This is a genomic window from Brevibacillus sp. AF8 (assembly GCF_021270385.1).
Lineage (GTDB): Bacteria > Bacillota > Bacilli > Brevibacillales > Brevibacillaceae > Brevibacillus.
Window position 1 is genome coordinate 101,737 of record NZ_JAGQDN010000015.1, and the last position, 17,308, is coordinate 119,044.

17 protein-coding genes and 1 riboswitch are annotated in these 17,308 nt (G+C 50.1%); of the genes, 6 read left to right on the top strand and 11 right to left on the bottom strand.

What is annotated here, in order from left to right:
* Positions 1–55 precede the first annotated feature (55 nt).
* Complete coding sequence (locus tag KB186_RS19030; protein ID WP_232774171.1) at positions 56–829, top strand: HAD-IIB family hydrolase; 774 nt, start codon at positions 56–58, stop codon at positions 827–829.
* 20 nt (positions 830–849) lie between these two features.
* On the top strand, positions 850–1,545 hold the full coding sequence (locus KB186_RS19035; protein ID WP_232774172.1) for a M24 family metallopeptidase: 696 nt from the start codon (positions 850–852) through the stop codon (positions 1,543–1,545).
* A 66-nt stretch (positions 1,546–1,611) separates the two neighbouring features.
* On the opposite strand, the gene KB186_RS19040 is transcribed toward KB186_RS19035, so the two are convergent.
* The 10 genes from KB186_RS19040 to KB186_RS19085 form a co-directional block, all read right to left on the bottom strand.
* The gene (locus KB186_RS19040; RefSeq protein WP_173611880.1) at positions 1,612–2,427 is read right to left on the bottom strand and encodes an ABC transporter permease; all 816 of its coding nucleotides are present in this window, start codon (positions 2,425–2,427) and stop codon (positions 1,612–1,614) included.
* Positions 2,424–3,410: an ABC transporter ATP-binding protein gene (locus KB186_RS19045; protein ID WP_232774173.1), complete on the bottom strand. Its 987-nt coding sequence runs from the start codon at positions 3,408–3,410 to the stop codon at positions 2,424–2,426. The genes KB186_RS19040 and KB186_RS19045 overlap by 4 nt, the downstream gene beginning before the upstream one ends.
* Positions 3,411–3,431: 21 nt before the next feature.
* A complete protein-coding gene (locus tag KB186_RS19050; protein WP_173611882.1) occupies positions 3,432–4,241 on the bottom strand; it encodes an ABC transporter permease in 810 nt (269 codons plus the stop codon).
* Between the two features lies 1 nt (position 4,242).
* Positions 4,243–5,340: an ArsR/SmtB family transcription factor gene (locus KB186_RS19055; RefSeq protein ID WP_173611883.1), complete on the bottom strand. Its 1,098-nt coding sequence runs from the start codon at positions 5,338–5,340 to the stop codon at positions 4,243–4,245.
* A gap of 151 nt (positions 5,341–5,491) precedes the next feature.
* Positions 5,492–6,820 (bottom strand): DUF4129 domain-containing protein, encoded by a 1,329-nt coding sequence (locus tag KB186_RS19060; protein ID WP_232774174.1) that lies wholly within the window; start codon positions 6,818–6,820, stop codon positions 5,492–5,494.
* Positions 6,817–8,007, bottom strand: coding sequence for a DUF58 domain-containing protein (locus KB186_RS19065; RefSeq protein WP_232774175.1), 1,191 nt, complete (start codon positions 8,005–8,007; stop codon positions 6,817–6,819). The genes KB186_RS19060 and KB186_RS19065 overlap by 4 nt, the downstream gene beginning before the upstream one ends.
* A 4-nt stretch (positions 8,008–8,011) precedes the next feature.
* Complete coding sequence (locus KB186_RS19070; RefSeq protein WP_232774176.1) at positions 8,012–8,950, bottom strand: AAA family ATPase; 939 nt, start codon at positions 8,948–8,950, stop codon at positions 8,012–8,014.
* Positions 8,951–8,998: 48 nt separating this feature from the next.
* On the bottom strand, positions 8,999–10,225 hold the full coding sequence (locus KB186_RS19075; RefSeq protein ID WP_232774177.1) for an MFS transporter: 1,227 nt from the start codon (positions 10,223–10,225) through the stop codon (positions 8,999–9,001).
* The gene (locus tag KB186_RS19080; RefSeq protein ID WP_232774178.1) at positions 10,222–11,271 is read right to left on the bottom strand and encodes an ArsR/SmtB family transcription factor; all 1,050 of its coding nucleotides are present in this window, start codon (positions 11,269–11,271) and stop codon (positions 10,222–10,224) included. Before KB186_RS19080 ends, KB186_RS19075 begins: the two co-directional genes overlap by 4 nt.
* A gap of 153 nt (positions 11,272–11,424) precedes the next feature.
* Positions 11,425–12,729 carry a homocysteine synthase gene (locus KB186_RS19085; RefSeq protein WP_232774179.1) on the bottom strand — a complete coding sequence of 435 codons (1,305 nt, stop codon included), beginning with the start codon at positions 12,727–12,729 and terminating at the stop codon, positions 11,425–11,427.
* Between the two features lie 89 nt (positions 12,730–12,818).
* Positions 12,819–12,925, bottom strand: a riboswitch (SAM riboswitch).
* Positions 12,926–13,236: 311 nt separating this feature from the next.
* Between KB186_RS19085 and KB186_RS19090 the strand changes: the two genes are divergently transcribed.
* Both KB186_RS19090 and KB186_RS19095 read left to right on the top strand, forming a co-directional pair.
* The gene (locus KB186_RS19090; protein WP_173611890.1) at positions 13,237–13,548 is read left to right on the top strand and encodes a rhodanese-like domain-containing protein; all 312 of its coding nucleotides are present in this window, start codon (positions 13,237–13,239) and stop codon (positions 13,546–13,548) included.
* A gap of 81 nt (positions 13,549–13,629) precedes the next feature.
* Entirely contained in the window at positions 13,630–14,256 is a 627-nt protein-coding gene (locus tag KB186_RS19095) for an SCO family protein (protein WP_232774180.1), read from the top strand.
* Here KB186_RS19095 and KB186_RS19100 read toward each other — a convergent pair.
* Positions 14,253–14,591 (bottom strand): YqzG/YhdC family protein, encoded by a 339-nt coding sequence (locus KB186_RS19100; protein ID WP_221866645.1) that lies wholly within the window; start codon positions 14,589–14,591, stop codon positions 14,253–14,255. The genes KB186_RS19095 and KB186_RS19100 overlap by 4 nt on opposite strands.
* 103 nt (positions 14,592–14,694) lie before the next feature.
* Between KB186_RS19100 and KB186_RS19105 the strand changes: the two genes are divergently transcribed.
* Both KB186_RS19105 and rnjA read left to right on the top strand, forming a co-directional pair.
* Positions 14,695–15,465, top strand: a complete 771-nt coding sequence (locus KB186_RS19105) for a hypothetical protein (RefSeq protein ID WP_232774181.1) — start codon at positions 14,695–14,697, stop codon at positions 15,463–15,465.
* A gap of 98 nt (positions 15,466–15,563) precedes the next feature.
* Positions 15,564–17,234 (top strand): ribonuclease J1, encoded by a 1,671-nt coding sequence (gene rnjA, locus KB186_RS19110; protein ID WP_047073943.1) that lies wholly within the window; start codon positions 15,564–15,566, stop codon positions 17,232–17,234.
* Positions 17,235–17,308 lie beyond the last annotated feature (74 nt).

The following is a 17,308-nucleotide window of genomic DNA, read 5'->3' on the forward strand; positions in this document are numbered from 1 at the left end:
CTCGGACGGCTATCCATTACGATGGATGGGACAGCGATTAGAAAGGGTGGGAAAAATGAAATTTATTTTTGATCTGGACGGGACGATCTGCTTCAAGGGTCAACCGATCTCTACAAACATTTTGGATAGCCTGCTTGCACTCGAACAGGCGGGACATGCCGTAGGTTTTGCCTCCGCAAGACCGTGCCGTGACATGCTGCCTGTCCTCGATGAGCGGTTTGCCAACCATCTCCTCATTGGCGCGAATGGAGCGATGACACATCACCAAGGGAGCTTGCAGGGCAGCGTGCCGATCCCGGATCGTCTGGCGCAAGAAATCATCAGCATTCTTGAGGATTTTCGCGCGCAGTATTTCATCGATGACTCGTGGAATTACGCACATAATTGTGTGTCGACGCATCCTTTTTTGAGCAATATCGATTCCAATCGGACAGCCAGCCGCGTGGACGTGGATCAACTGAATGCCGTGCTGAAAATCCTGATTTTATCGTGTGACCGTCACGAAGAATTGATGACGAGAATCAAGGAACTAGACGTTACGCTGCATTATCATTCCGCAGAAGGCATTCTCGACCTCACATATCGGGGAGTGAATAAATGGGCTGCCCTGAATCGTTTCGATGTGGCAGGGGAGCCGTTCATTTGCTTTGGCAATGACATGAATGATTTGCCGCTGTTTGAAAAAGCGCATCATTCCGTATTGATTGGCGAGTATGAGCCGCTTCTTCCACTGGCAAAGGAAAAAATTACGATGGATGATCAAGTGGAGCAATCCATTGTCGCAAAATTGCGAGAACTAGGAGAGAAGTATGAGTTAGCTCTTCCGTAAACGGAAAAGGAGGCTATCAAATGATGAATCCATTATTGGAGAAGAGACATCAGGCACTGCGCGAAGCAGAGACCAAAGCAGAGTTTTTATTTGCCACCATCGAAGAGAAGGGAATCATTCGCAGCGGTGTGACGGAAAAAGAGATAAACAAGGAGATTTACGAGCTGGCCTTTCAATTGTTCGGGATCAAAAAATATTGGCATAAGCGAATTGTGCGAGCGGGCAGAAACACGCTGTATCCGTACAGAGAAAACCCACCGAATTTGACTGTCTCCCCTGAAGATATTGTCTTTCTCGATTTCGGGCCCATTTTTGAGGACTGGGAAGCGGATCTTGGTCGGACGTATGTGCTTGGAAATGATCCGGTAAAACAGAAGCTGCGCGACGATATTGAAAAAGCGTGGGACGAGGGCAAGACTTACTTTTTGTCCAAGCCGGATATTACGAGCAGCGAGCTGTTTGCCTACATGTGCGAGCTTGCCAAAGCATATGGTTGGGAGTACGGCGGTCCACACGCAGGACATCTCATCGGCGAATTCCCGCATGAAAAAATTCAAGGTGATGATATCGATAACTACATTCATCCAGACAACCACAAGCCGATGAGAGAACCAGATCGGCACGGTCAGCCGCGCGATTGGATCTTGGAGGTTCATTTTATTGATCGGGAACGGGAAATCGGGGGATTTGTGGAGAAGCTGTTGACGGTGGAGTAAGAGGAATAAAAAAACGCCTTTTCCAATCAGGAAAGGGCGTTTAATATGTAACTCTCCTTTGTCTAACTAATACATCACCATGTTACCGGTCTTTTTCATATGCTTTTCCGCTTGCTTCAATAACAAGACGGTCGCTGTCACGAGCACCAGCAATACAGCGGCGAGAAGTCCCATACTCGGCAGCATGGTTTGCAATGACGCTCCCTCCATCAGCAGCTCGCGAATCAACTGAAGCGCGTAGGTCAAGGGAAAGCAAAAGGAAATGACCTTGGCCCAAACCGGAAAGGCCATCGGGGGCAGACGGACACCAGAAAAGATCAGCATCGGCTCATCCAAAACGGTGTACAAAAAGCTCGCGTCGCGTGAAAACAGAAAGAGCACACAGAGAAAGCCGCCCCAGACGATGGCCGATACAAGCAAAATGAGGAAGGCGAGTGGAGGCGCCCACCAGCCGCTCAATTGAATGCCATCGACAAAAAACAAGGCTAACAGGGCGAAGCAAAAGAACAGCCAGACCCCTTCGATCAGCGAGGAAAGTGAACGCCCGTACAGAAAAGCGAGTCGGTTGACCGGGCTGATGAAGATCATTTCCATGGTTCCCGCTTGCCGTTCAAAGCTCATTTGCCAGGACGACTGCACCAAGCACCAATAAAAGATGTAGCCTAAATAACCAGTCAACAGGAACAGCGGCAACTGCTCGTAGCTGATGAACCGGGCTAGTGGGGAATCAGCTCCCATACGGAACGGTGCAAACGAATAATAAGCGGTCACGAAATTAATGACAGGCCAGACCAAGAGCGAGAAGTAGATCATTTTGCTGTGAAACGAATGGCGATGCTCCTTGATGATTTCGGCCAAAAGCAGGCTGCCTAGCTGTTTCATGCGCCCCTCCGATCTGCCATGTGCAGGATGACGTCCTCCAGTGATGGCTGTTGGGTAGAGAGACGCAAGACAGGGGACTGGTGAGCAGCCAAGAGGGAAAGCAGCGGAGTTGTCATATCCGTTTTTCCTCGTAATGTCACTTCCCAGGTCTGCTCGTCTGTTTCTGCGATTTCACGCGAGCCGCCGTAATCTTGAGCCAGCTGGCGCAGATCGTAATCGAGCGAGTCGGAAAGAGAGGGGATCACTACCTGTAAGGCTGTATCCAGGTGGAGCGATTTGGTCAGGTGCTCCGGTGTATCATGCGCCACGAGCTTTCCTTTATCGATGATGTATACCTCGTCACAAAGCTCTTCTACCTCATGAATGTAGTGGCTGGTCAACAGAATGGCTTTTCCGTGCTGGGAAGCGAGTTCACTTACATGCTTGCGAAGCTGTCGGGCGATGGGGGCGTCCAAGCCGAGAGTCGGTTCGTCCAGAAACAGGTAACGCGGGTCATTGATCAGGCCACGGGCGATTTGCAGTCGTTGCTTCATGCCTTTGGAATAACGCTCGACAGGGGTGTTGGCGGCCTCATACAGGCCAACCTGCAAAAGCAATGCATCGATCCGATGGCGCAGTTCCTGCCCTTGCAAACCGTATAGACTTCCGAAATATTGCAGGTTTTCCCGTCCTGTCAGCCGCCAGTACAGCATGCGCTCTCCACCGGCGATCATGTTGACCTTGGCTTTGACGAAACGATCGTCCTTTACCGCGTCATATCCGTCTACCGTGATCGTGCCGCTGGTCGGGGTGAGTAGTGTGGAGCACATCTTGATCGTTGTTGTTTTTCCTGCACCATTAATGCCTAACAATCCAATAATTTTGCCGGGTACCATGCGAAAGGACAGATCAGCGACTGCCTCGACCTCTGTCCATTGTTGGCGAAACCAACCTTTTTTCTCCTTCACCCGGTATACCTTCCGTACATTTTCTGCAATCAGCATGATTGTTGACCTCCTCGTTTGTTATCCAAAAATCGATTCCATGACGCGTTTTTCCATCCGACGTATGCCCCACACCCCGATGACGAGATAGACGAGGGACAGGGCTGCCATATGAAATAGCTGTGGGGAAACAGCATGCAGCGGGGCTCCTTGAATCACGCATTGCCGAAAAGCATCCAACGCAGGCGCGAGCGGCATGATGAGACCGAGTGGTTGCACCCATTCAGGCAAATACGGAATCGGAAACGTTACCCCACTGACAAAGGCCATCACGGCAAACAGCGTGTTTTGTGTGATGTACGTATCGCGGAACCAAAGCATGAGACTGCCCAAAACGAGCGCCTGGCAAAAGAAAGCCCCTGTAGACAATATCCAGACAAGAACGGCGCTCCATACGTTCGTGTGAGAGAGCGTGAGTCCGAACAGCGCCCCTACCAACACAATCACTGAAAATTCAAACAGAGTACGCATGAGCTGTTGAGCGACATTCCCCAAAAAGTATCCTCTGCGCAAGGAAGGGGTGAGCAAAACCGCCTCCAAGGTCCCTTCCCGTAGCTCCGTAATGAGAGAACGGCTGACATTCATCAAGGTAGAGACGGCAAACGCATAAAAAGCTCCGCCGAGGATGGCGTACGACAAGTAATCGGACGAGCCGGTGAGATATGCGAAATTTTCGTCCAACTGCCCGGCAAATAAATAGTGATAGGCGAAAAAGGCGAACAGCACCGTATACACCCCGGAAAAAATGTGGCCGATGACAAACGACCACGGATAGGCACGAATCATTACGCGGGTATTGCGGATAAAGGTAGCTTTGGCGACATGAAACACGTTATTTCCTCCGTTCTGGGAGATGTGATGAAGCAGGTGGAGAGACAAGTCCGGGAACGGGCATATCGATGAACTCATGCAGATCGACGGCGAGTTGTTCCAGCCGTGATGCAATCGCGCGGTAAAACACATACCGTCCTCGCCGTTCACTCCAGATAAAGCCTGTGTCTACCAACAGATTCAAGTGCTTGTTGACGGCAGGCTCACTGATGTTGTGCAGGTCAGCCAACTGCTGCGTGCAGTAAGGATGAGCCAATAACGATTTGAGAATCGCCGTCCGTGTCGGGTCACTGAACACCTTCATTTTGCTGATGAAGTCAGTGGGAATCACCGAGGTGGCTCTGGTGCCGGGAACATCAACGGATAGGCACACGGAGATATGGTCGTCGTAAATGCCGAGCAACAAATGCGGCGCGACAAAAGTAGAGACACGCAAATGGATACGAGCCAGCTCCGAATAGCCAAATGTGTACGTTTTTGCCTTATGAAATTGCAAGAAGTTCTCGTGCACCTTCAAGCGCGGATGTACCTGCGACAAAAACGGAATCGGTTCCAGCTTGATCTGCTCTTGTGCTTCATGTACGGCGCGAACGAGCCACGGTTCAATCCGCCGTTCTTCCGTCTGGAAAAAAGGCAGGTAGTCGTAGCAAAACTCCAGAAAACTGCGCTTAGTCGAGAGCGGATGGCGCAAAAGCTCCCGATGCTCCGGTTTCAGTTCGTCAAAAATCTCGTCCGTACGCCCTTGCATCCAAGCATGAAGTTGTTTGGGATGATAGACGGGACCGATCATGAGCTGGACAAACTCACCAGCATCCATCGCCTGTACGCGCTCCAATGCGGCCTCAACAGAATGCTCAAAGCACTCCTCCCAAGGCGCCAGGAAGTCCATGGCATCGAGAAACTGATTGGACATGGAACTAAAATAGTGAAGCTTTTTCAAGAGCGAGGCAGGTAAAGCAATGAGCAGCTCCTCCGCCCAATGCAAGCGGGAGGTATGATGCTCCGGCTTTGCAAGCACGTGGAGACTTAAGAAAAACTCATAGCCGGGTATGTATGCGACATGAAGATGCTTACGCAGCCAATCAGGCAAATCTTGCACCGAGCATCCTCCTTTCTTGTTCAATTAACCATTTGGTGAATTCATTTTGGGAGTGGGCAAAATTGAAGAAATTATGCCGGAGGGGCATCCCGATGTCAAGAGAAAAAGAAAACAACCACGGCTAACACATAGCGCGTGGTTGTGGGATGTATTACGTCTCGGAAAAACGTGAGCCGAGCGTCTGCACGGCTTGCTGCATCGCAGTCAAATCCGCTTCGGGAAGCGACTTTTCCTGATAGCGATATTGCTGATAGTAACGTGTGATGCGAGCGACTGCATATAGCTGACCTGCATCTAGCAAAAGCTGTTCACGCAGGCGATTGAAAAACTCTTGGGGTGTCTCATGCAGCTTGATTGGAACTCCTTGCTTCTCCATGAGGACGAGGAATTGATAGTAGGCGTATCTAGTGGGATCATCCTCTGGGCCGACGGGCTGTTTGAGCCATTTGGCAGAGTCATCCTCAGAACTTTCTTTACTGGAAGAGGGAGGAACAGTGGACAACACGGTATTTTGCGCAGCCGCGACTTCTTTTTCCAGCGTAATCGTCCCCTTGAAGCGTTTTTTCCATATGTATCGGCCGAGCAGGATCACACAGGTGAGGATGAAGGCAATGATTAAGTATGGCTGCAGAACAGAAAAGAGTGACTCTCCGAGCGGTATCTGTGCTTCGGGATTATCTACTTTTTGTCCTGCATTTTCCATGAGTATCTGCATGCCTGCCTGTTTTTGGCTCGCCTTCTCGTACAAATGTTCCAACATTTCCACAATGAAAATAAGCACAGGCTCAAAGAGCGTATACAGCCCATTGCTGACAGGTCCTTTTATCCAACTCCAGATCCAATAGATGAGTCCAAGTGCGATAGAGCTGACAGCCACATAACCCGCGATCAAAAGAATACGAGTGCCGAGCACTTGACTGCCGAGCATCAAGCTAATGCGTGCAGGCAGCCTCGTAGAAAGTGATCCTTCCCGCAGCACGAACGCCACAGTCGCCACCAACATATAGCTGAGAGTAATGAGGACGAGCATGGAAAAAGAGGCTGCGAGCGAATAGGAACCCGGGTCAACAATGGAAGTGTAAAGTACTGCTATCACGAGCTGAATCAGGCCTGCCATCAGCGCCAGAACAAATCTGCGTTGCAGACTGTCATGTCGATAACCTTTCGATGCGGCACTTTGTACTCTCCAAAAATAAACAGCAGCCAGTACAAGCGCGATGAGCCAAGAATCGTAGAGATAGAAGCAGCCCATTCCTATGAAAAACACAAGGGGGTACAGCAACAGATGGAGCGTAAATCGACCGCCACCACTATAGTACAACCAGCCCCCCACCATGAGCAGGATCGCTGCGACCAGGCAAAACGTGAGGAGTTGAGTAAAGCCTGCTGTCATATACCCAAACAAGATCAGGAAAACGCCCGTCAGCATGGCCTCCAGCCAAAACGCGAGCGTCCAACGCCCCATCAACGAGAGTGTCATCCCATCACCACGCTCCTTTTTTTCAAGCGAGCATGCTCAAAACGCTGGATGGTGACAGGGTCAGAAGAAACATCCAGTACCGCAACCTGATGACCGTATTGAATCAAGCGCTCCGCTGAGGCTTGTACGGATGGGTCCATTCGTGGTGTCACAATGAGAATGGCTTCCTCCCCATGTGCCCCCTCTAACCGACGAAGAACAGGAGCCAGTGGCGTCGTCACAAAATGGTGAATTTGCGCCAGCTGGGTCATGACGTGCAAGTGATGTGCCTTGCCATTTCCCGCAGGCAAATGAAAATGCTCTCGTCCTCGTTGCTTTACGGTAAGGTACAGCTCGTATCCGACCGATTTTCTCCTGCACAGGCCAGCCAAAGCCGCAAGACAGGAGATCGTCCGTTCATTGGTCATATCGTTATACTTTTGCATCATTGGTTCATAGGAGGGCAGGATATGCCCGACGATCCGCCAGTTCGGATGGGCTGTATACTCGAAAAGACGCGTCTCCAGTGAACCTGTTTTGGCGGTTGCCTTCCAATGGATGTGCTTGAAACGGTCGCCTGGCATGTATGACCGAACACCACGCTGAAAAGTGGGGTCGTCCTGTTGGCGCTGACGAGAGAGCCGATTCCCGTCCGGTTCCGATTCAGCGAGCACGACGGGAGAAAGAGCAAGAGGCAACGGATAGACCAGCAAGGAAAAGGAAACCGACAATGTCATGGCGGTAGGCTCCTCACCCAATAACGGCAAAGTCTCGGATTGAACATCTCTCAGCCAAACTGTTCCGCGTTTGTTCGGGACGAGAATCAAGGTGCGTGTAGCACTTTGCCGCATCGGCAGATCAAACCGCAGGCGAACGCTAGTCCGATGATTGAGGAGTCGCACCTCGTCTGCGCCTTCCACCGAAACATGCTCCGGCAGTGTGAAGCGAAGCCAGGTAGCAGGCAAAGGCAGCCACGAACGATTGTGCAAGCGAACTGTAATGGGCACGGGTGTCCCTGACAGGACGCGCGTTTGATCACTGGACCATTCGAGCGACACCCACTTGGACATGGACTTGGCCCACCAGTCTTGTGCAGCGGGGAGAAAAAAGAAAAAGCCCCCAAACAGAAAGAAAAACCAGTGGCCCGAAAAAACGGCGAAGAGCAGCAAGACAAAACCGATTACGTGAAAGGTTTGCTTGGTGATCATAGCACTACACGCTTTCTTCGACGGGAGCGGGGACGCTGGTCAAGATTTGCTCCACGACTTCCTGCTCCGTCACATGCAGCTCTGCTTCCATAGAGAGGCGGATGCGGTGAGCTGCCAGACTTGGAAACACCACTTTTACATCATCTGGCAAGACAAAAGTACGACCAGAAACGAACGCGTAAGCCTGGGCGGAGCGCAACAGGGCGAGCATGGCGCGTGGACTGATGCCCACCTCAACCGAGCGATGCTGGCGAGTCGCTTCCGTCAGGTCGATGATATAGTCTTCCACTGGTTGGCTGACGTGAACGGTTGTGACCTCGCGTTGCAGAGCCGCAATTTGTTCGACAGTGATGACCGGCTCGACCGCCTCTAATGGGGAGTCGCTGCGGAATCTCCGCAAAATTTCTTTGGCATCCTCTCTTGTACCGTAGCCAAGAGACAGCTTGAAAAGGAAGCGGTCCAACTGTGCTTCTGGCAGTGGATAGGTCCCCTCCGATTCAATCGGATTTTGGGTAGCAATAACCAGCATGGTCGATGGGAGTGGCAGGGTGACGCCTTCAATCGTAACCTGGCGTTCCTCCATGCATTCCAGCAAGCCGGATTGAGTCCTGGGAGTGGCCCGGTTTATTTCATCTGCGAGCAAGACATCCGCAAAAACAGGTCCCTTGCGCAGTTCGAATTCACTTGTTCGTTGATTGAACACGTGTAGACCGACGACATCAGATGGCAGTAGATCCGCGGTGAATTGCAGACGGTTGTAAGAGCCACCAATTGCTTGCGCCAATGTTTTGGCAAGCACGGTTTTTCCCATTCCGGGCAAGTCCTCCAGCAATACGTGTCCACGAGCGAGCAATGCAGTTACTAATAGGCGGATCTGACTTTCCTTGCCCACGATGACGCTGCTGACAGCATGCTGAAGGTTATCCAATGTCGGATGAGTCATGAAAATTCTCCTTTTCCCATTCAAAATTGAGGAGTCGTACGGTTTTTATTATATATGGAATATCCTGTTAGTTACAAATTTTCGAAATAATATTCCCGTAAGCGCAGCGATCACGATGACGGCACCTACAGAGATGTAAAGAGGGCGAATCCCTACCTGATCGCTCAGCTGTCCGCCAAGCCAAATACCGACGGGCATCGTCGCACGCACGATGAGCAAGCGGACAGACAGTACACGCCCCATTAGCTCGGAAGGAACGTGAAGCTGATACAGGCTAGTACTGTGTACTTGGAAAAACGGAGCAAACAGACCAGCCAGTAGTTCGATGGTGATTGCGAGCCAGATGTCATGGGTAAAGCCTATTGCAACAAAGCTCAAGCCACCTAGTACCAGTGATCCCAACATGATCAGGGGCTGTCCGAAGCTGCTACGGAAGCGAGGGACGAGCAAGGAGCCGAAGAAATATCCCAATGGATAGCCAGCCAAGAACAAGCCTACATGAAACGAGGTGCCTTGCAGCTCTCCGGCTACAAAAGGCAGGTTTAGTACGAGTGTGACTCCGACAGCGAATTGGACGAGAGCTGAGTACAGGCCAAGCCAGAGCAGAAGGGGTTTCTGCCAAAAAATCGCTAGACCAGCCTTAAACATGACGAACCAGGATTGCTTCTTGTTGGCAGTATCCGCTGGGGCGATTGGACAAAGAACCAGAAAGAAACCGCTGAGCGCATAGCTGATCGCGACCAATGCGAGTACGGCCTCACCACCAATACTCGCCACGAGAATCCCAGCCAAAGGCGGACCCGTAATCAAGGCAATTCGCAGGACGCTATCCAAATAGGCATTGGCTTGGAGGAGTTGCTCTCTTTTGACCAGAGTAGGGAGGAGCGACTGACTGGCTGGCACATACAGCGGTTGGACGAGACCGTTGATCAAAGCAGTGAAATACAGCGGCCAGAGCGATTCTGTCCCGGAAGTAATGACTGCAAAGGACAAACAAAACGCAGCAGCTCGCATCCATTGAGAAAAAAGCATGACACGCTTCTTATCGAATCGGTCGATGTACGGCCCGGCTACCAACTGAATCGCGAGCGACGGCAAAAAATACAGAAGCCACATCTGTCCGACCGCACCTTGTGAGCCTGTTGCCTGATAGATTATCCAGCTATTGGCGAGGGTACCAAGTGAGGCGCCGAGTTCTGAAATGAGCTGACCGAAAAGAATCCAACGGTAAGAACGCTGCTGCCAGACAGAGGCTTGTACCGCGGTTTGGTTCATGGGTTGCTCCTGTCCAGGAAGTCATCCCACATCAGGGGAAGCTTGTCCAGTGTATGACGGCGTAGTCTGTAACGGGAGCCTGCTTGTTCAACGAGATGGGCAGACCGCAGCATGGACAGGTGATGGTGCACGGTCGATTTCGCCATGGAGAGTTGATCGGTTATCTCTTGCAGACTCAGGTCCTTTTCCGCCAGCAATTTGACCATGCGTAGCCTGTGCTCGTCTCCGAGTGCTTTTAAGGCTTGCACCAGTGAAGGGGGTGGCTGATAAGGATCTACAGCATCGTGCAAATTTTCGTCGGCCACAGGGTAATAAAAAATTTTCGTCCCGACAGCATCGGCCTGTACGGTCCACGGGCGATAGATCGCTTGTGGAATCAGCAGGACGCGTGTCACGGCAGGCTCAGGGAGGTAGTTCGAACCCGTCGCATACTCTACCAAGGCTTCCGGGGTGAGCTTTCCTAGCTTGTTTTGCTTTTGCGACCAATCCCGTTCTAGCATGCGAACGATTTCTTCCTCATGCGGCTTGATGTGAGTGGTATACCAGCCTTCCATCAATTGGAGAATATGGCCCCGCAGCTCTTCTGCATCAACGGAAGTAATATGGCCGATATACGATTCAAAAAAGAGGTGCGCACGGCACGCTTCCTGCAAAGCGGCGCAATCATCTTCGCTTCCTTGTGCAGCCTTCCGCCGTGCTTCCTGCATATTTTCACCGAGATAAGGGAGGGCTTCGTATCGGAGCTGTTCTGTTGAGAGCTCTCTGACATACGAGAGAAAGGAATCCAGATCAGCGAAAGGGCAAAGATCGAGCAGTTGCAAAAGCGTCTTCCACGTGTTGTGCTCCTTCGCATATTCAACCTCTTGCCGTACAGAAGGTGATAGCTCGTCCAACAGTTGGCGCCAGTAGGCAGGAGGGTGTTCCATCGTGTGATGCAATTGATCGTAGGTAGCGGCAGCGATTCCCAGGGCAGCTTCGAATAAAGGAGAATACGAAAGCTCAACCCGGTAGGTCGTTCGTTCACTGCCAATGTTCAAAATCTTCATGTGATCATCCTTCCAAAATTTGTGCATGATTGTATTTTATAAATACCGAATGTTAAATTCAATCTTTTTCGAACGAAAATAGAAAAGGAAAAGAAGAATCACAAAATCTCTATCCAAAGAGATGACGTGATTCTTCTTTCTGTAAAGGTATGGTTAACCTACCGTGGATAATTGCAACGCACGCTGCAGGGCTTGCTCCAAATCGGAAATGATATCGTCAATGGATTCTGTGCCGACGGAGAGGCGAATAAGTCCCGGGGTCACTCCGGCTGCTGCCTGCTCTTCTTCCGTCATCTGCTGATGTGTTGTGCTGGCTGGGTGAATGATGAGTGACTTGGAGTCTCCGACATTTGCGAGATGAGAGAACAGCTTCACTGACTCGATCAATGTTTTTCCTGCCTCAACGCCGCCGCGAATGCCAAAGGTCAGAATCGCGCCAGCACCTTTTGGCAAATATTTTTGTGCCAATTCACGCTGGGAGTCTGACTCCAATCCCGGATAACTCACCCACTCTACGGCAGAGTGATTGGCGAGAAACTGGGCTACTGCCAAGGCGTTTTGGCTATGCCGCTCGATGCGCAGATGCAGAGTTTCTAATCCTTGCAGGAACAAGAAGGAGTTGATCGGGGCGACTGCTGCTCCGATATCGCGCTGGAGCTGAACACGGGCCTTGATAATATAGGCAAGCGGACCGACTGCTTCTGTATAGACGACGCCATGATAGCTAGGGTCTGGTGTAGTCAGACCTGGGAATTTTCCGTTGTTCCAGTCGAATTTTCCAGAGTCTACAATGATACCGCCAATTGCCGTTCCGTGGCCGCCGATGAATTTGGTGGTGGAGTGCACGACGATATCGGCCCCGTGCTCAAAAGGACGGCACAAAATCGGAGTTGCAAAGGTGTTGTCCACGATCAAAGGCACGCCATTTTCGTGAGCAATATGGGCGATCGCCTCGATATCAGCGACATCAATGCGCGGGTTTCCGATTGTCTCGCAAAACACGGCTTTTGTCTTTTCATTGATATAGGACCGGAAATTTTCCGGATTGGATTGATCTGCAAAATGAACCTTGATTCCAAGGCGGGGAAGCGTGTGGGCGAACAGGTTGTAGGTACCGCCGTAGAGGCTGCTGGAAGCGACGATCTCGTCTCCTGCATGCGCAATATTTAAGATCGCGAATGTGATGGCAGCTTGCCCGGATGCGGTTGCGAGTGCGCCAACACCACCTTCAAGTAAGGCAACGCGCTTCTCAAACACATCCTGCGTGGGATTCATGATACGTGTATAGATGTTCCCAAACTCTTTTAAGCCAAACAGGTTGGCTGCATGCTCCGTATCGCGGAAAACATAGGAGGTCGTCTGATAGATCGGAACAGCACGCGAGCCTGTTACAGGGTCAACCTCCTGTCCACCGTGTACCGCAAGTGTTTCTGGCTTCCATTGTTGTTGGTCGGACATGTCCATCTCTCCTTTTACTATGGGGAATCGGCAAATAAAAAAACGGAGCATTCTCCTGAGAAGAAGAAGCTCCATCATGCACGGGCTTTTGTTCATCTCTCAGAATCACTGGATTCTGCAGGAATTGGCACCATGCAGCTAGTCTGCTGGTTGCCGGGCTTCGTAGGGCCTGTCCCTCCACCGCTCTTGATGAAAACAATTGTTGTCGTAATTGTATGAAAATAAAGCCTTGCTGTCAACGATAAATATACAGTTATCGGGGAGGTTTTTATGTATATATGAATGAAGGTGGTTCACTCATGCCATTAATTTGTAACGGTTTTGTCTCAAGCTGTTCACATCCCGTGTGGCTATTGCCGCAGCGAAATAGGAGATAATGGTAGAAAATGGGGAGTATGGATGCATGGTGAAGCCAAGTGCTCTTCGCGTTAGAAAAGTAAAAAAGCGTGTGATATCATGGAGGTGGTTACAACTGATCTGATTGTACATATAGGAGGATAAATAGCGATGAGCCATGGAGTAAAGGAAATTACACCACAAGAGCTGTTGGAAAAGCTGGAAGCCAAAGAGGAACTGCAAGTCATTGATGTACGTGAAGTGGAAGAGTGGAATGCAGGTCACATTAAAGAGGCAAAGCTGATCCCGCTCGGCTTTTTGCCACATCGCATTGATGAATTGGATAAGAACATTCCGATTGTGATGGTTTGCCGCAGTGGTGCCAGAAGCAATACAGCAACAGAGTATTTGAGTGCACAAGGATACGACGTGGCAAATATGGTTGGCGGCATGCTCGCATGGCCAGGTGAAGTGGAACAGTAAGACGTGATAGAAACAGTGTGAATGCCTCCCGTATGTAATCAGGAGGCATCACGCATGGGACAAGCAGGGAGGTAGCAACCCGTGAGTGAAGGAGCACAATTGCAGCAGGAATCTGCAATGAAAAAACATTGGTTTCCTGTGTTAGCTGGTATTATCCTTTTGGCTATCATCGGAGTATTTGGTTATAATTACATGACAGAAGAGAAGATCGAAGTGTTGAAGCCGATCGCGGACTTCACCTTGGACAACAGTGACGGAACAACCTACACATTTCATTCAAGTGCTGGCAAGGTACGATTGGTAGAGTTTATGTTTACCAAGTGCCCGGATATTTGTCCGGCGACTACGTTCAACATGGCCAAGCTGCAAGATCAGCTGAAGGAAAAGGGACTGTTCGGAGACAAAGTGGAGTTTGTTTCCATTTCTTTTGACCCTGATAACGATACGCCGGAAGTCTTGCAGGAGTATGCAGCCAAGTTCAAGGCAGATCAGAGTGGCTGGAAGTTCCTGCGTGGGGACGCTCAGGCTGTAGAGAAAGTGACGAAGGATTTTGGTCTGATGGTCATTAAGGAGCCAGATGGTTCTTATTCACATACGGCTCGCATGTTCCTGGTGGATGGAGATGGAAACATGCGTCGCGCGTACGGGATGGCAGCCAACATGGAACTGGATGTCATGATGAAAGAGATGGTACAGCTCGCTGACTAGCGGGTCTCCTCATAGGAGATGTTTACGACTTCTTCTGTCTGATTCACGAATTCAATATGAACGAGTAACGCCCACCTGCGATTGCTTTCTTGAAGCAAGAGCTTAAACGTCTCTTCCGACGTGGTGGGCGTTTTTTGTTTTCGTCCGACATGCAGGTAATCCACAATTTGAGCGCTTGGATATCGCTTCATCGTTTCCTGCATTGCGAGTCTGCCCCATTTTGCATAGGAAGGCTGGGCGTAGGTAGGGACCGTCTGAAAGATGAAGAGGAAAAGTACGATAGAGAGAAGGGGCATCATGTTCCGATAGCGAAATAGGCGACGAGTGGTTTGCACTTGCTGATCCCTCTCCTTTTCGAAATGGCTTGCCATGTATTTTGAAGACTTTTCGGAATATGATTCGTAGAAAATAATGACAATGAAGTGCGGGAGGTATTCGATGCATTACTTGCTCATTCCCTTATTTGGCGTTCCTGTGTTAGTGGGGGTTCTTGCGGCGATTTTCCAAAAGCCTCCTTTCTGGAAAAAATGGGGGCTCACGATTGCTTCAGCGGTATTGATTTACGGGGGCTGCTTCGCCGCGAATGTATATTGGCAAATGAAGTATGGCATTCCGGTGCTGCCCACGGAGGCCGACTTGGAGGTATTTTTCTATTTTTGTATCCTGTTGGTGTTTGTTTGTATCCTCCTGTATATTGGCTTTTTGATCACGATGAGAAAACAGTTTTGGAAGATGAACCTCGTTTTTCTATGCACAGCTTTTGGTTTGTTTAGCTTTTTTGCTGCTGCCTTTTTAGGGATGGGTCCCTTTTTGAAGAAAGCGGAGTACGTTATCATCGTACAAAAAGCAAAAGACCAGTGGAAAGAGGCGAAGATGGACAATGAGAAGCCCATTGACCTCGCCCTCGTATACAGCAGACAAGAGTGTACGAAAAATTGTGCCGGGTATCCTTATTCAAGCCTCATTCTGGTACGGAATCAGTCTGACCAGCCGTTGGAGATCGATTTGAAGCTGCGATTGAAAAACAAAAGCGGCGCCGTATTAAAAGAAGTCGAGGCCGTACCACTACAACTCTCTTCAGGAGAAATTACGGAGGTATGGACGGGCGATTCTTATGCGAAGCACGACTTCTGGGCGAGAGCTAGTGTCGTTACCGATGAACGAGTTACCGATTTGGAGTATCAGTATTCGATTATTGACCGAAGATGAATGTGTGGAATAGACAAGACTGGGTGAAACGAACGTCTTACGTTGTGATATAATAAGAATGGCATGCTTGGTTCGGATTCCCATAATCATGCACGACGATGTTAGGAGGAAAGAGTTTGAGCGACGTTAAGATTTTCGCGATGGGCGGCCTCGGCGAGATCGGAAAAAATATGTACTGCGTCGAGTATGAGGACGAAATCATCATCATTGACTGCGGGGTGAAATTCCCCGAGAACGAAATGTTCGGTATCGATCTGGTTATCCCGGATGTTTCCTATTTAGTGGACAACCAGCATAAGATCAAAGCACTTTTGTTAACGCACGGACATGAGGATCACATTGGCGCGATTCCTTATATTTTACGGCAAATCAAGGTGCCGATTTACGGTGGTCGTCTGACCCTGGGCTTGGTCAAGGCGAAGCTGGAAGAGCACCGTTTGCAGAATGAAGTGAAGCTGATTCCGATTTCGGAAGATACGGAAATTCCTTTTGCGAAGCTGAAGGCGACATTCTTCCGGACGAACCACAGTATTCCAGATTCTCTGGGAATTGTGCTCCATACACCAGAGGGAATGGTCATTCACACGGGTGACTTCAAGTTTGACATGACACCAGTCGGACAAACAACGGAGTACGGAAAAATTGCACGCATTGGTGCGAGCGGAGATGTTTTGGCGCTTTTGTCCGATAGTACGAACAGTGAGCGTCCTGGATTTACGATGTCAGAGAGATCGGTAGGGGAAGGGATTCTCGATGTGGTACGCAAAGCGCGTGGACGCATCATTCTGGCTACCTTCGCTTCCAACGTGCATCGTCTGCAGCAAGTGGTAGATGCTGCAGAGCAGTGCAATCGCAAAGTAGCGGTTATTGGCCGCAGTATGGAAAAGGTATTCTTGATTGGTCAAGAGCTGGGCTATATTCAGATGCCAGAGGGCATGCTGATTGATATTAAGCACATCGATAATTACGCGGACAACCAAGTGCTGATTATTTGCACAGGCAGTCAAGGTGAGCCGATGGCAGCGTTGACCCGGATTGCATCCGGATCGCATCGCACTGTTTCCATTTATCCGGAAGATACAGTGATCATTTCTGCATCTCCGATTCCAGGAAACACGATCAACGTAAGCCGCACGATAGACAAGCTGTACCGTGCAGGTGCCAATGTAGTATTGAGTCACGAATTTGATATTCACGCATCGGGTCATGGCAGCAGCGAAGAGTTGAAGCTCATGCTGAACTTCATTCGTCCGAAATATTTTATCCCGATCCACGGGGAATACCGGATGCTCAAGACTCACTCCAAGCTGGCCCAACAGGTTGGGATCGAGGAGAGCAACATCTTTATTATGGACAACGGCGAAGTGCTGAATTGCAACCGCGAAAAAGCGTGGCTCAGTAAAGTACAAGCAGGGATTGTCCTCATTGATGGCAGCGGTATCGGCGACGTCGGCAATATCGTCCTGCGCGACCGCAAGCATTTGGCTGAGGATGGCTTGATGGTCGTGGTTGTCAGCTTGGATATGAAAAACTTCAAAATTTTGACGGGCCCAGATATCGTGAGCCGCGGCTTCGTATACGTACGCGGTTCAGAATCCTTGATTCAGGAAGCGACACAGCTTGTTCGTGGGCGTCTACAGGAAGCATTGGATAAGAAAATCAAGGAATGGTCTGAGCTGAAGTCACAGATTAATGAAGTGATCAAGCCGTTCATTTATGAAAAAACAGGCCGTAACCCAATGATTCTTACCATTTTGATGGAAGTGTAGCTCCTGCTTTCTCGGGTAGGCGCGGTCGGGGTATAATAATAAGTAAGTTGAACTTCGTGATAAAAAGGAGAGTT